Origin of the sequence: Dyadobacter sp. 32, from assembly GCF_902506755.1 — a bacterium.
GTDB lineage: Bacteria > Bacteroidota > Bacteroidia > Cytophagales > Spirosomataceae > Dyadobacter.
This window is the reverse complement of record NZ_LR735258.1, coordinates 2148391-2162364: the sequence shown is the minus strand read 5'-3', so window position 1 is coordinate 2162364 and position 13974 is coordinate 2148391. Positions and strand designations below refer to the sequence as shown.

The 13974-nt window shown below is 47.0% G+C and carries 13 protein-coding genes and 1 pseudogene; 7 read left to right on the top strand and 7 right to left on the bottom strand.

Going from position 1 to position 13974, the window contains the following annotated elements:
* Window positions 1–182 precede the first annotated feature (182 nt).
* Window positions 183–317, bottom strand: a pseudogene (locus DYADSP32_RS08665) (transposase); the annotation flags it as partial.
* 284 nt (window positions 318–601) lie between these two features.
* On the opposite strand from DYADSP32_RS08665, the gene DYADSP32_RS08660 reads away from it, so the two are divergent.
* A complete protein-coding gene (locus tag DYADSP32_RS08660; protein ID WP_414617631.1) occupies window positions 602–718 on the top strand; it encodes a helix-turn-helix domain-containing protein in 117 nt (38 codons plus the stop codon).
* Between the two features lie 85 nt (window positions 719–803).
* On the opposite strand, the gene DYADSP32_RS08655 is transcribed toward DYADSP32_RS08660, so the two are convergent.
* Genes DYADSP32_RS08655 through DYADSP32_RS08640 form a run of 4 tightly spaced genes read right to left on the bottom strand, consistent with a single transcriptional unit; the run spans window position 804 to window position 6831 of the window.
* A complete protein-coding gene (locus DYADSP32_RS08655) occupies window positions 804–1280 on the bottom strand; it encodes a hypothetical protein (protein ID WP_149243098.1) in 477 nt (158 codons plus the stop codon).
* Between the two features lie 60 nt (window positions 1281–1340).
* Complete coding sequence (locus DYADSP32_RS08650; RefSeq protein WP_149243099.1) at window positions 1341–4574, bottom strand: error-prone DNA polymerase; 3234 nt, start codon at window positions 4572–4574, stop codon at window positions 1341–1343.
* A 14-nt stretch (window positions 4575–4588) separates the two neighbouring features.
* Window positions 4589–6088: a Y-family DNA polymerase gene (locus tag DYADSP32_RS08645; protein ID WP_149243100.1), complete on the bottom strand. Its 1500-nt coding sequence runs from the start codon at window positions 6086–6088 to the stop codon at window positions 4589–4591.
* 2 nt (window positions 6089–6090) lie between these two features.
* Window positions 6091–6831 (bottom strand): Error-prone repair protein ImuA, encoded by a 741-nt coding sequence (locus DYADSP32_RS08640; protein ID WP_149243101.1) that lies wholly within the window; start codon window positions 6829–6831, stop codon window positions 6091–6093.
* A gap of 71 nt (window positions 6832–6902) precedes the next feature.
* On the opposite strand from DYADSP32_RS08640, the gene DYADSP32_RS08635 reads away from it, so the two are divergent.
* On the top strand, window positions 6903–7718 hold the full coding sequence (locus DYADSP32_RS08635) for a helix-turn-helix domain-containing protein (RefSeq protein ID WP_149243102.1): 816 nt from the start codon (window positions 6903–6905) through the stop codon (window positions 7716–7718).
* Window positions 7719–7812: 94 nt separating this feature from the next.
* Entirely contained in the window at window positions 7813–8070 is a 258-nt protein-coding gene (locus DYADSP32_RS08630; RefSeq protein ID WP_149243103.1) for a hypothetical protein, read from the top strand.
* Here DYADSP32_RS08630 and DYADSP32_RS08625 read toward each other — a convergent pair.
* The gene (locus DYADSP32_RS08625) at window positions 8036–8740 is read right to left on the bottom strand and encodes a LytR/AlgR family response regulator transcription factor (RefSeq protein WP_149243104.1); all 705 of its coding nucleotides are present in this window, start codon (window positions 8738–8740) and stop codon (window positions 8036–8038) included. The genes DYADSP32_RS08630 and DYADSP32_RS08625 overlap by 35 nt on opposite strands.
* A 1-nt stretch (window position 8741) precedes the next feature.
* A complete protein-coding gene (locus tag DYADSP32_RS08620; protein ID WP_149243105.1) occupies window positions 8742–9776 on the bottom strand; it encodes a histidine kinase in 1035 nt (344 codons plus the stop codon).
* A 205-nt stretch (window positions 9777–9981) separates the two neighbouring features.
* On the opposite strand from DYADSP32_RS08620, the gene DYADSP32_RS08615 reads away from it, so the two are divergent.
* The 4 genes from DYADSP32_RS08615 to DYADSP32_RS08600 all read left to right on the top strand — a co-directional run bounded on the left by DYADSP32_RS08615 (window position 9982) and on the right by DYADSP32_RS08600 (window position 13925).
* A complete protein-coding gene (locus DYADSP32_RS08615; protein WP_149243106.1) occupies window positions 9982–10908 on the top strand; it encodes an ABC transporter ATP-binding protein in 927 nt (308 codons plus the stop codon).
* The gene (locus DYADSP32_RS08610; RefSeq protein WP_149243107.1) at window positions 10908–11660 is read left to right on the top strand and encodes an ABC transporter permease; all 753 of its coding nucleotides are present in this window, start codon (window positions 10908–10910) and stop codon (window positions 11658–11660) included. The genes DYADSP32_RS08615 and DYADSP32_RS08610 overlap by 1 nt, the downstream gene beginning before the upstream one ends.
* 205 nt (window positions 11661–11865) lie before the next feature.
* A complete protein-coding gene (locus DYADSP32_RS08605) occupies window positions 11866–12546 on the top strand; it encodes a response regulator transcription factor (RefSeq protein ID WP_149243108.1) in 681 nt (226 codons plus the stop codon).
* On the top strand, window positions 12543–13925 hold the full coding sequence (locus DYADSP32_RS08600; protein WP_149243109.1) for an ATP-binding protein: 1383 nt from the start codon (window positions 12543–12545) through the stop codon (window positions 13923–13925). The genes DYADSP32_RS08605 and DYADSP32_RS08600 overlap by 4 nt, the downstream gene beginning before the upstream one ends.
* Window positions 13926–13974 lie beyond the last annotated feature (49 nt).

Sequence of the window (13974 nt, the reverse complement as noted above, 5' to 3'; positions counted from 1 at the left end):
TGGCATCATAATTATAGACAGGGATTGATTCTAATTCCCTGTTTTTTTCGTTACGCAGCGTTTTTTCGATTACGCAGCTTTTCTTCGAAAGCTAAGGGACTTAGGTATCCCAGAGATGAATGTCTTCTCTTTCTATTGTACCGCGCGACCTTTTCTTTAAAATCAGGTTTACTAAAACTTGCGCGCCATTTACTGATACGTCCTGCATCAATCCCGAGCTCTGCCGCAGCTTTTGCTACCGAGCCCTTAGCTTCCGACAACTCCATGGCCATCCTCTTGAAAGATTCGTCAAACGCCCGTCTTTTTCTCTTAGTCAAATTTAGTTGAAATATTAAATCTGCCTATTTCTGTCTCCAAACAAATGTAGCAACGTCATACCGATGAAGACAGGGCGAGGGTTGAAAAATATATGTTGCTCAATGAGCCGGAGTTATATCGGTTCACACGCGTTGGAAATTTGGATACCATTTCCCCGGATTTGGATAACGTTCAGCGGACTATCTGAGCGATATGCTGGGCACGGTGTCGGAACAGAATGCCCAGCAGCATATACAGGCCAGGGTGATGGACAAGGCCAAGCAGCTACTGGGGACCACCAATTTTGCAGGTCAGCGAAATTGCTTACCAGACGGGCTTTGCGTATCCACAATCCTTTCACAAGTTATTTAAGAACAACACGAACATGTCTCCGACGGAATACAGAGAAAGTCTAAATTGACAACGGAATAGTTTGTCCATAAGAAAAGAAGATGTTCTGCCGCCGATGTTGCTACGCAGGAAGATATCGCAACACATGGCAATTGCTATTTTATCATTTCAAAAGCATCAAATGTCTTTTCTGTTCCATTGACATTCACCATGGCCTTCAACCTTCCGTATTCGAGCACGAGGTGGATATCAATCGGGTCTTTTGGCGGCATAGGCATCCTGGAACGCAGGAAAGATATCATCTTTATTTGATAATGTTTTAAAATTTTGGCATCCCAATTGGGGTCACGGAAGGTATTGAGGAAAAGGTAGTATTTCGGGTCGTCGATCAGGGTAGTAATCTTTTCGGCATCGGCACTCAAGCTAAGAAGCTTTCCTTCTTTCTCCGATAAATGCGCGACGTGTTTCTTTGCCTTCGCTTCATCGACATAAGGTGTACCCATAAATGCGTGACGTTCTGCAATTCCTGGCCAGTTAAATCTTTGCAGCACGATTACGCGATTGCCATGCCGGATGATCCCGCGAAGCAGTGGTAAGTTCAGTATCTCGAAAGGATTATAAGCGGCGGTCATAACGAATCTTGATGCAAAAGGACGTTAGTTAAAGTTACTAAGGAACGGGCAACCCGGAACCTACCGGAAGTTTCTGCCGGATGGGAAGATTTCCAGTTGTACTGCTTTCTTCGGGACTTGTGTTTTGCGGTTGACGGCCTGGCTTACATATTCATCTTTTTCATCGGCTCGGGATAATGTGAGCAGATCCGGATCTTCTTCTTTTTGGATATTCAAACCGCGCAGGAGCGAAGACATATCGAAGCATTTCCTGACCACAACATGGATCACTTCCCCTTCAATCTGCAATTTGCCTTCTACCATCAGCAACCTTGAACGGAGTATTTCTTTGCGATACGTCTCAAACAGCCCCTTGAAGACCACCAGGTTAGCCACGCCCGTTTCATCTTCAATGGTAATAAAGCAAACACCGCCCGCCGTGCCCGGCCTTTGCCTTACCAGTACTAGTCCTGCCACGCGCACAATTGTACCATCTTTGTATTTGGAAAGGCTATCGGTACAAAACGCATGGTTGAGTGTCAACTGATCCCTGACAAAACTGACCGGATGAGCTTTTAATGATAAGGCCGTCGAAGCGTAATCCTGAACCACGTGTTCAGACATGGAGAGCTTTGGCAGGTTGACCGGCTTCTCAAAATCGCTGGCAGATTGTTGTCCGGTAAATAATCCCATCGGACGGTCGGACAGCGCAGTGGCTTCCCACATAGCCTGCCTTCGGTCCATACCCATCGACCGGAATGCGTCGGCATCGGCCAGGCGTTCGAGTGCAGCCTGCGATACACCGGCATCCTTGATATGGTGTATGGCTTTATATGGAGATGTTCTGCCATTTACCAGAAGCTCCATGTCTTCCTGCCTGATCCCCTTAACCTGCCTGAACCCGAGCCGCAGGGCTTTGTACCTGCCATCCTGCTCTTCCAGCCTATTATCCCAAAACGAAATGTTGACATCAACGGGACGGACTACGACTCCATGTTTCCTGGCATCACTGACCAGTTGCGCCGGCTGATAAAATCCCATGGGTTGGCTATTCAGGATCGCGGCTGCAAACACGTCGGGGTAATAGCATTTCAACCAGCTGGATACGTACACCAGCAAGGCAAAGCTCGCAGCATGGCTTTCCGGGAAACCATAACTGCCAAAGCCTTCCAGTTGCTTAAAGATTCGCCTGGCGTACTCTTCCGTGTAGCCTCTACCGGTCATGCCATCGATCAGCTTCTTTTCAAATTGCGCCACCACGCCGCTCAGCTTGAAGGTCGCCATCGAGCGCCGGAGCTTATCCGCTTCTGCCGGGGTGAAACCTGCCGCGACAATGGCAATCTTCATGGCCTGTTCCTGAAAAAGAGGTACGCCCAGAGTGCGACCCAGGATATCTTCCAGTTCCTTAGAGGGATATTCCACCGGCTCCTCGCCATTGCGTCTTCTGAGGTATGGGTGCACCATGTCGCCCTGTATAGGTCCGGGCCGGACGATAGCTACTTCAATGACCAGATCGTAAAAGTTTTTTGGCCTCAAGCGGGGTAGCATCGATTGCTGGGCGCGGCTTTCAATCTGGAATACACCAATGGTGTCCGCATGACCGATCATCTCGTAAACTACCGGGTCATCCTGTGGTATATTAGCAAGGGTCAGATCCAGGCTGTAATGCAATTTTGCCAGATCAAAAGCTTTTCGGATACAGGTAAGCATACCAAGTGCCAAGACATCGATCTTCAAAAAGCCAAGCGCATCGATATCGTCCTTGTTCCATTCGATATTGGTGCGTCCGGGCATCCTTGCATTCAGGATCGGGCAAAGGTCGGTTATCTTTCCCTGGGTAATGACAAATCCGCCGGTATGCTGGCCTAGCTGCCTGGGGAAGCCCATGAACTGGCGTGTCAGGTCAAGCACTTTGATTAGGTGTGGGTCATTCGAATTAAATCCCTGGTCAGATATCCTTTTCCCTTCGAACCATTCGTCGGTAAACTCCCAGATCGAACTGGAAAGCTTATTGATGGCATCCCCCGACATACCCATGACCTTGGCTACATCGCGGACGGCACCTTTTTGATGAAGCTGGGTGACGGTAGCGACAATGGCTGAGCGGTCGCGCCCGTACTTTTCATATATATATTGGATAACCTCTTCCCGCCGCTCGTGCTCAAAATCCACGTCAATATCAGGCGGTTCATTCCGGGCCGAGGAGATAAAGCGCTCAAACAGTAAATCGAACTTTGTAGGGTCAACGCTAGTGATACCCAAACAAAAACATACCGTTGAATTGGCTGCTGATCCTCGGCCCTGGCATAGAATGCCGCGTTCCCGCGCAAAACGCACAATATCATAAACTGTGAGAAAGTAGGCGGCATAGTCCATTTCCTTCACAAACCGGAGCTCATAGTTAATGGCGCTCACCACCTTTTCCGGTAATTGCTCACCGTAGAAATCCTTTGCTCCTTTCCAGGCCAGGTAGGTCAGTTCTTCTTGGGGTGTCCTGCCTGGGCTGGTGATTTCTTCGGGATAGACGTATTTTAAACTATCCAGGGAAAAAGTGCAAGCTTCTGCGATCTCCTGCGTGCGACGTATGGCATCCGGGTAATTTCGGAATACGCGGATCATTTCTGCTTCGTCCTTCAGGTAGCGCTCTGCATTTTGTTGCAACCGGAAACCTGCATTGTAAATCGTACATTTTTCGCGTATGCAGGTAACCACATCTTGTAGCTCGCGACGCTGCGGGTCGTGATAGTAAACATCATTAGTGGCTACCATTGGAGTGTCCAGGCGCTGAGAGATTTCGGCAATGCGGAATAGTTTCTTGTGATCGGTAGCCAGATAAGAGCGCGCTGCCGACAGGTATAGCGCTTTACCTAAATGATTGCGATAGTCTTTGAGTGCAGTTTCAAAGCCCGGCTCAAATTTGAACCCGGCCTCTAGGGCGTCCGGCGACACGGCAATAAACTTCATACCCTCGGCATACTCGTAGACATCGCGGCGGTAGATTTCACATTTCCCTTTTTCTGTCCTCAGGTTTCCTTTGGACAATAGTCCCGATAGTCTTGCGTAGGCCTCCTTATTTGTGGGATAGGCCAGTAAACTTGGTCCATCCATCAGGTCAAGACGGGCAGCGGGAATGATCTGTATCTTATGCTCACGGGCAGCCGCATGGGCCCGGACAATCCCTGCCAGCGTATTGCGGTCAGTGATTGCTATCTTCTTATATTTCAATAAGGCAGCCTGTTCCACCAGCTCATCAGGATGGGAACCTCCACGCAGGAAGCTAAAATTCGTCGTGACCTGTAATTCCGTATACTGCATATCTCTTCAAAGTTTTAAGCAAAGAATCCATGGATAAACCACTCCGGGGTGCGGTCATCGGTGTATTGGCCTAGCCGGAATATCCAATACCGATAGCCACGCTCATCCTCCACGGAATAGTAGTCCCGGTGCAGCCCGTCCGAAAGCCACCATTCCTGTTCGATCCGGTCCGGGCCATCTGCCCGCCTGATCTTATGCACCTCGCCCTTATAGCGGAAGAGCATCGGAGGGTAATCAGGGACGGGGGCTGTGACATCAATCCGCTCAGGAGCAGGCAAAAGCGCAACAGGCCTTGGCTGGTCAATCTTCCAATAGGTCTGGGCTTCATCCAGTAGTGATATTGCCTCTACAACCGACCGCTCCGGCCAGTGGTGTTCTGCAGGCAGGTAGCGGTGAACGATATCATTGCCTGCGCGTGCAACGAGCCGGTCAAGCAATTCGGCAATAGCGACATGCTTTTCCCTGCCATTTAAACGCCACAGCGCTTTCTGGGCTGCCGGTAATTCTTCCACCACGGGTGCATCCAGAACAAATAACTCAATACCCAGGGCAGGCTCAATAGTGGATATTTTTAGCTCGAACAACTTAAAAAGATGCCCTGCGCTGCACGAAGGCCCATTGGTGCCAATTTCGATTTGACGGGTTTCGCCATCAATGCGGTAGCAGGTTAGTATTGCCTGTCGCAAACCTTTGTCCTCTTTAGCAAGCCTGGAGCATAACTTTTCCAGGAGCTTTTGCAGGGCTATTTCTATTCCGGTAGCTGTCCGTATGGGTTCAAGGCTAGGTAGCCGCTCCTGATAGACCTCAACGGGACGGACAGGTTCAAATGTCTCCTGGTGGTGGCCAAGGGCTTTACCCAATTGATCCAGCAGGATCTGGCCAAACCTGCGCCGCAACGCGGACGCAGGCATATAGATGAAGCTTTTAATCTGGTAGAGACCAAGCTTGTTTAGTTTTTCAACGATTTCACGGGGCAGTCTCAATGCGTTCGGTGGTAGCGGCATCAACGCCTGCATTTGTTCACCGGGCTTGATGATGGGAAAGGCGCGGGAATACCTTGAAACTGCCCAGGCAGCAGCGATGGTATCAGCTACCCCTGCGCGGACATCATATCCCGAAGTTTTCAATCGGGCCATAATGTCTTTGAGATAACCTACCTCGCCGCCCCACAGATGTGCGCATCCTGTTGCGTCCAGGATGAGACCGTCAGGCGGGTCTATTGCCACCAGCGGAGTAAACCGGATGGCCCATTCAGCTATAGCAGCAAGCATTTCACCGGAAGCCGAAGGGTCATAATCGAGGACCTGCAGGGATGGCAGCAGAGCTCGGGCATCGGCTACGACCATCCCGGCCTCAATCCCTAACTTCTCAGCCAGTTGATTCGCCGCCATCACCACAATACGGTTCTTTTGTTTAGCGGCCAGCACAAATGGCTCTACAGCAAGCTCAGGTGCCCTAAGTATTTGACGGTCTGTAAGAAGATGCCGGAACCATATGGTGATATACCGTTTCATGATTAGCCAACTTGCGAAACCTGCTCGTGTGCGATAAGTTTTTGATAATTAACCTGTTCGAAGTGATCTTCCGTCCACTGAATGTGCCAGCGTCCGGGTTCACCATTCCGCACCTTTACAATGTTGACCTCCCAACGCGGACAGCCGATTCCCGGTAAGCCATCTGCCGCCTGGGTAGGCAAAGGATTAATCTTCCATCGGCATGCGGAGGCAACGGCAGTAGATATCCTTGGCGATATTCGGTGCATGAGGCCGGTCACCCGGCTTTCTTCAACCGCTAGTTGCAAGCGACGGGATTCAGTCAGGTTCAATTCTTTCACCTGGCCGACAACTGCTGAAAATGCGTCGCATTTAAGGGCTTCTTCGACTGCCCAGAGCAGGTCGCGCTCCCTTTTCAGGTCGATAAAAATGATTCGCTCCGGTGAAAGGCCGAAAGCTTTCAGGCCAAGTGGAAAGATGTTTCGTCTGGTGCCGATCCATGCGCACATCCCCTCTGTTTTCATCAGTTTGCCCGTTAGAGCGGCCATAAAACCTGATGTGGCCGCAGACTGTTCGGGACTGTTGCTTATGAATTCGTGCACGGCCCCGGTCGGAAAGATGCCGTTGGGAAAGGCCCTTTCCACAGGGCCTAATCCGAATTGGGTTTGATGCCCCCCGGCAGCAGGCGAACGGAATCCCTGCAATGATAGAATCTCGCTCCGCAGTTTATCGATCAGCTCATTTTTTCTCATCGCAGTTTCCATATCCTCATCTTTTTACTTTATATTTGATACCAATTGTGACAAAACTGTGATACCAATAGTAGCTAAAACATATGAATACTCCAAAATATTTTTTTGCACAGAACATTAAATTTCTCCGAAAAAGGAAGCAGCTTACCCAGCAAGACCTTGCGGATCAACTTTCTATGACGCGTGTTAAATTAAATGCGCTGGAGTCGGGCAAAACCGGAGCACCTCAGCCTGCTGACTACTTTAAATTCTCGGATTATTTCCAGCTAAGCATCGACACATTGATGCGGATAGACCTGGTCAAATTGGGGGAACTGAAGCTGCGGGATCTTCAGGCAGGCAACGATGTGTACACTACAGGCAGCAACCTTCGGGTACTTGCCATCACAGTGGACAAGTCCAATAAGGAGAATTTGGAATATGTGCCAATAAAGGCAAAAGCCGGGTACAGCGCGGGCTATTCCGATCCCGAGTATTTGGCAGCTTTGCCTAGGTTCTCTATGCCGAATTTGCCTTCGGGCAGTTTCCGCATGTTCCCGACAACCGGTGATTCCATGTTTCCTGTCCCGGAAAATGCGGAAGTTATCTGTGGGTTCATAGAGGATTGGACAAGCATCAAGCGTGGAACGCCCTGCATTGTGATCCTGAGAGGAGAGCAGGATTTTGTATTCAAGAAAGTGACCATGAACGCCGAGGAACGCATGCTTCACCTGGAATCATTCAACCAGGCATACAAACCCTACCAGGTCAGCATTGGCGACGTGCTCGAAATCTGGAAATACCATAGCTACCAGTCCAAGGAAATTCCCAAGCCTGTCTCGGATGTGCAGCATATATCTGTTGCGATGACGGAAGTACTTAAAAGACTAAAGAAGATAGAGGACAAAATAGAGAAGTAATGAAAGTTTAAGCCTTTGGACAACCAGGAGCAACTAAGATTTGTTCCTAACCGCTTTATCTTTGGACTGGTTTGTGCCCCAAACCAGAACAAAAATGATAGACGATTTAATTAAAAATGCTCGGTTAACATCCACGGGGAGAAAGCTACTAACGAGCCAGGAAAAAGCATTTTTGGTTGAAGAACTGAGCCGCTTTTTTCAGTCTGATGGATATCAAAAAGTCACTGACCTACATATCCGTTCCGTAGCAGTTTTGAGTTTTTTATCAACTACCGACTGGCTCATGCCGATTTTTCCGAAAGCATTGCATTTTCGTGCTATAAGCCCAGTATTTTCAGGAACTCATCTTTAAAGTTGCCTCCCAGCGGAACTTCCATTTTGCCCAAAATGATCTGGTTACCCTGTAAGCTGGTTATTTTTGAAAAATTAATAATAAATGACCGATGAACTCTGAAAAAAAGTTTGGTAGGAAGTTGTGTTTCAAGAGATGAAAGTGGTGTCGAACTGATCAAGATTTCGCTGAGGGTGAAGACTTTTGTGTTGTTCCTGCTGGCTTCCAAATATACAATCTGATCATAATTTAACTTGTTGATCCTGCCCTCTGTTCGCAATAGTAAATGATTGCTTAGGCTGGCTGGTGGTAGTGTAGCTTTGGTTAGGGTTTCGGAATTCAGCTTTTCTGCTACACGGTCGATTGCGATGATGAAGCGTTCGATAGAAAACGGTTTAAGCAGATAGTCACAGGCAGCCAGGTCAAATGCATCGGTGGCAAATTCTTTGTACGCTGTAGTGAAAACCACCAGCGGAGGTTTTTTCAAAGTCTTTAAAAGTTCAATCCCCGACAGCAACGGCATGTTGATGTCCATCAGAAGCAGGTCTACTTGTAGCTGTTGTATTTTCTCCCGAGCTTCGAAAGCATTACTACATAGCCCCACCACGCGAAGCACAGGAAGCAGTTTGCAGTATTCCACCAAAATTTCCCGAGCTACCGGGGCGTCATCAACAATTAGGCAATTGATCATATTATTTTGCTTTCAACCTTAATTCTACCTGGTAGGTGTCAATGTCGGTCCGGACATTGTAAAAAAAATCCTTGCCGTAAATCAGGTTCAATCTTTTTAAGGTATGGTGGAGGCCAATCCCGGATGGCTCGTCAAAGCCTGGTTGATCCTTATGGTCAGGGTCAAATGAATTTTGGATCGTGAAGTTAATCCAGTCATTTTCCCCATGCAATGTGATGCCAATCAGCATATGTGGCTTACGGGTAGCCTTGGCATATTTGAATGCATTTTCAACAAAAACAATCAATAGCATGGGTGCAATCCGGACCCGATCGTCCCGATGTTCATCAATCTTAAGTTCCAGAACCAGCCTGTCACTGTTCTGGATTTTTTCAAACTCAATGTAATTGTTTAAATACAGCAGCTCATTCTGAAGTGGAATAAATTCTTCTCGGGTTTCATAAACACTATATCGTAGCAGTTCGGAAAGTTTAAGCAGGAGTTTCGGTACTCTTTGCTGTTGGGTAAGGGAAATTCCATAAATATTGTTGAGGGTATTAAATAGAAAATGTGGGCTTAGTTGCGACAAAAGCAGCCGAAGCTCGCTTTCCTTATGTTCCTGTAAGATTTTGGCTTCATTGACTTGCATCCATATGGCGTGACGGGCAAGGGCAATGGCGAAACCAAAAAATACAAAGAGTACTGAAATGGGAAAACAAATAGCCAGGTTCTGGAAGAAGAATCCGTTCACATTACCTTTGAACATATATGCGGCGCCAGCAGCTCCCCCCAATACGAGTATAAGAAAACTCAAAACCAACCTAGGAAGGGACATTCGAACGGCTGATCGGTTTAGCCAGGACTTACCATACCATCTGCCCACATAAGTAGACGTCAAAATGTATAGGCAACTAATCATGGCAGCAATGGCCACGTCATGATTGCCACTTAAAATGACGGAGGAGGAAAACACCGTAACAAAAGCCAGGCAGAAGGCCAGGTGCAAAAACAACCTGGAGACCATAACTTTTCCAATAAAATATTCCAGCTGTTTCATGACTCAAATATGGGCAATCCATGCCGCTTTCGAAACCTTTCGTGCCGAAAGCAGACTTTTTGGTGCCCAACGCAAGTAATGAACCTCCAAAAGATTCGGCACCACAACTGCACAATCAGGCAGGTGAATAACCGGTTATGTCCGGATCATTTTCCTATGTCAACAAAGCCGGGAATATTTGTCAGTCATTTTAAAATACAAAGATATGATTGATGAGAATGAACTTGCCATTGAAACCCATAGTCTGTCTTTTAGCTTTACCAAGGATCGGCCCGTTGTGAAGGACCTCGACCTGAGAATACCAAAAGGCGCCATTTACGGTTTCCTGGGGCAGAATGGGGCAGGTAAAACAACGACCATTAGACTATTGCTTGATCTGCTTCCCGCCAGCACAGGATACGTCAAAATTTTCGGAAAATCGCTTAGCAATGATCGGAATCTCATACTTTCCCAAACGGGTGTGCTCATTGAAACACCATCCTTATATGAACACCTAACAGGTTTTGACAACCTCAAAGTAATTGCAAACCTGAGAGGAATTGCAAGGAGCCGGGTACAGGAAATGCTCAGCACTGTGGGGTTGGGTAAACAGGCAGGAAAACTCGTTCGAAACTATTCACTAGGCATGAAACAGCGGCTTGGCCTGGCAGTGGCACTTCTTCATTCGCCAGGGTTGCTGATCCTCGACGAGCCTACCAATGGACTTGACCCTAACGGAATCGTAGAAATTAGAGAGCTGCTGGGCGAGCTGAACGAGGAGCATGGCGTCACCATCCTGGTATCCAGTCATTTGCTGTCCGAGGTGGAAAGGCTGGTCTCTCATGTTGGTATTATTGGTCACGGGGCCATGCGTTTCCAGGGCTCTGTGGAGGAACTGCGGCAAATGGGACTTAGTAAAGCGGTTATTGAAATCGATACTGATGACAACAGTTTGGCGCTGAAAACGCTGAGAGAAGCGCATCAACAAGTGATAAATGCCACCAAATTTCTCGAAGTGAAATATGTGGATAAAGATCAACTAGCTCAGGTGATTACTATCCTGACCATGGCGGGGCTACGCATCCATCGCGCACAGCTTGTGGCATGTAGTCTGGAAGAAACCTTTCTCTCATTTTTAAAGGATGAAATATAATGAAACTGTTCCGCACGGAGCTCCTGAAGCTTAAAAACACATTTGCGCTCTGGCTTACGGTATCAGGCGCCCTTTTTGTCCCTCTAATTTTGTTTATCACCTACCTGTCGGATATTAAAGCGTTCCTACCGGGACAGGGAGTAAACCCTTGGAACGATTTTCTTATCCGCACGTTGAACGGCTGCTGTTTTTTTTCAGCAGGCTTTGTGCTGTTGATCGTTGGCCTGATCATACATATCGAACATCAGGCAAATGCCTGGAAACACTTATTTTCTTTGCCAATTAGTAGGGGCTGTATTTATCTGGGTAAGCTGATGATTATTGTCGCCATGGTCATAGCCTTTTTTACATTATATCTGTCATTCGCCGTAGGGGCTGGTCTTGCCTTAGGTTATCTGGTTCCCGCTTTCGGATTTTCAAAAATTCCGGTACCAGGACTTCACCTTTTCAGGTTTATATCGGAGTTCCTAATTTCTATTTTACCAATGGTTTTGTTGCAGTTCTGGCTATCATTCCGATTCAAAAACATGATCACTTCGCTGGCAATAGGTTTGGGGGGGCTGATTAGCGGATTGCTGTTAAAGGGGTGGCAGTATATCATTTTTCTGCCTTACGCTGCTCCTTTTCGTATGTTAAATTACACGGAAGGAGTTGGAACAAGCCGGCAGAACTTTTATTTGCTTTCTGCAGTGTATGTAGTTCTGCTCCTGGTACTAAGCTATAAGGACTTTACCAAAAAGTTTCGTGGATAAAAGGAGAGCTCATCAATGAAAATCCATGTATGACGTTACTGGCGGGATATATTTCTCAGCTAGCTTTTAATCTGAAAAATGTTTTAAGGATATCTTAAGAAATCTTTAAGGGATAATATAGGCAGGTGTACTTTAATTGGCATGCTCAATTGAGAATAATCAATTTGCTTTATATTTATTACTTAATCTGTAACAAGTAAGGTTTATGAGAATCCTGATAATAGAAGATGAGAAAGGAATCCTGAATTTTCTTCAGCAGGGTTTAGAGGAGGAAGCGTATGCGGTGGATACCGCATCAGATGGAAAAACAGGTCTGGACATGGCCTTAACCGGCGACTATGACTTGTTGCTGATAGACTGGATGTTGCCGGGAAAAAGTGGCGTAGAGATCTGCCGCGAGTTCAGGAAGTACTTTTCAAAAACCCCCGTTATCTTTCTTACCGCGCGTGATACGGTTCAGGATACGATCTTTGGATTACAGGCGGGAGCGAATGACTATATAAAAAAACCGTTCAGTTTCGACGAGCTTCTGGAAAGGATCAAGGTACAGCTGCGTCCTGCTACCGGTGAACAGGCTGAATTTACACTGGGGCCTATACGTATAGACACACAATCGCATCAGGTGTTCAAGGGGTTGGAAGAAATAAAACTCACACAAAAGGAATTCAGCCTACTTGAATTTCTTTTGAGGAACAAGGGGAAGGTTTGTCGGCGAACACGGATCATTGAGAGCGTATGGGACATCCACTTTGAGTATAACACGGGCGTGATCGACGTTTATATCAATTCATTACGGAAAAAACTCAAACTGGCAAAAGAGGAAGATTACATCCAAACTGTTCGCGGGATGGGTTACATAGCAAAAGATATCGGCCAGCCAGTATGATGATTACTTCCTACAAGAACAAGATTGCTTTCAATTTTACAATGAGTACGGCGCTTTTGGTGGCGTTAATCTTTTTTGTGGTTCACTATGTTGTAAGTCTTGCCGTATATAATGGTCTGCAGAAAGATATCATGTTTGAGGCCGACAAGCATTACTATGAGGTCGGGATCAAAGATGGGGAACCCTATATAGCTGATAAGGCGGAGTGGTTTGAGCGGGAGCACCGGGAGCTGGAAGTCAATCCGGTATTTGTGCAGATTACCGATCGAAAAGGGGTTGCCATAGAAAAATCGCCGAATCTGAAACAAGATTCGCTCACAGCAGATTTTTCCAAAGAAGACAGGGTGTTTTTCCGGAGCAAACTCAAAGGACTTTCCATTGCACAGATGCAGGTTGCATTGAAAGAAAAAGCTGAAATGGCCGGTTACCTGGTTGTGGCCATACCTATTGCCGAGTCGGAGGAAGTTTTGGATACACTCAAAAATGTACTCCTGATCGCATTCCCGATTGTGCTGCTGGTGCTGTTTTTTGTGACCAGGTTCATTGCGGGCAAGAGCATTCAGCCAGTGCTGAGCGTAATTAATACAGCCAGTAAAATCACCAACGAAAACCTGAGTGCCCGCATTCCGCTACCAGTTGGTAAAGACGAACTGGGAAAACTGGTTGTTACCATCAATGATCTGATGGATCGGATAGAAAATGCGGTGGAAAGGGAAAAACAGTTTACTTCTGATGCTTCACATGAACTGAGAACCCCGCTGGCTGTTATCAAGGGTACGCTGGAAGTGCTCATCCGTAAGCCCCGGACTGCCCAGGAGTATGTGGAGAAAGTTGCTTTTTCCATTAAGGAAATCAACAGGATCAGTTACCTGGTGGATCAATTGTTGCTGCTGGCACGTTTTGAGAGCCAGAAAAAAGCCATGGATCATCAGCGGATGGACCTTTCGGAGCTGGCGGAAACCATACTCCAAAGGCAACAGAAACAAATAATGGAGAGAGGACTTTCTGTTGATCTGGACAGCGATGAACATTATTACGTTTACAGTGACCCGTATATGGTAGATATCATTATTGAAAATCTCCTATCGAACGCCATCAAATATTCGTTCGAAAACGGAAAAATTCATATTGTGATCAAAAAATCAGGAAACGAAATATCTTTTTCTGTCAAAGACACAGGTATCGGAATTGCCGCGGAGGAGATCCTGAAAATACAGGAACCTTTTTACCGCTCCAATCCCCTTCAGCATCCTCAAATTACAGGCAACGGATTGGGACTTTCAATTGTAAAACGGATGTGTGAACTGCTTACCATCCGATTTACCATCGAGAGTCAGCCAGGCACAGGCACCACTGCACGCCTCACCTTTCAATCTTAAGCAAACCTTAAGATTTCCTTGAGAATACACTAAGAATGCCCGCTTTACA

Coding starts and splice junctions, on each gene's coding strand:
- DYADSP32_RS08655 (WP_149243098.1), bottom strand. CDS start 1,280: ATGACCGCCGCTTATAATCCTTTCGAGATACTGAACTTACCACTGCTT.
- DYADSP32_RS08650 (WP_149243099.1), bottom strand. CDS start 4,574: ATGCAGTATACGGAATTACAGGTCACGACGAATTTTAGCTTCCTGCGT.
- DYADSP32_RS08645 (WP_149243100.1), bottom strand. CDS start 6,088: ATGAAACGGTATATCACCATATGGTTCCGGCATCTTCTTACAGACCGT.
- DYADSP32_RS08640 (WP_149243101.1), bottom strand. CDS start 6,831: ATGGAAACTGCGATGAGAAAAAATGAGCTGATCGATAAACTGCGGAGC.
- DYADSP32_RS08635 (WP_149243102.1), top strand. CDS start 6,903: ATGAATACTCCAAAATATTTTTTTGCACAGAACATTAAATTTCTCCGA.
- DYADSP32_RS08630 (WP_149243103.1), top strand. CDS start 7,813: ATGATAGACGATTTAATTAAAAATGCTCGGTTAACATCCACGGGGAGA.
- DYADSP32_RS08625 (WP_149243104.1), bottom strand. CDS start 8,740: ATGATCAATTGCCTAATTGTTGATGACGCCCCGGTAGCTCGGGAAATT.
- DYADSP32_RS08620 (WP_149243105.1), bottom strand. CDS start 9,776: ATGAAACAGCTGGAATATTTTATTGGAAAAGTTATGGTCTCCAGGTTG.
- DYADSP32_RS08615 (WP_149243106.1), top strand. CDS start 9,982: ATGATTGATGAGAATGAACTTGCCATTGAAACCCATAGTCTGTCTTTT.
- DYADSP32_RS08610 (WP_149243107.1), top strand. CDS start 10,908: ATGAAACTGTTCCGCACGGAGCTCCTGAAGCTTAAAAACACATTTGCG.
- DYADSP32_RS08605 (WP_149243108.1), top strand. CDS start 11,866: ATGAGAATCCTGATAATAGAAGATGAGAAAGGAATCCTGAATTTTCTT.
- DYADSP32_RS08600 (WP_149243109.1), top strand. CDS start 12,543: ATGATGATTACTTCCTACAAGAACAAGATTGCTTTCAATTTTACAATG.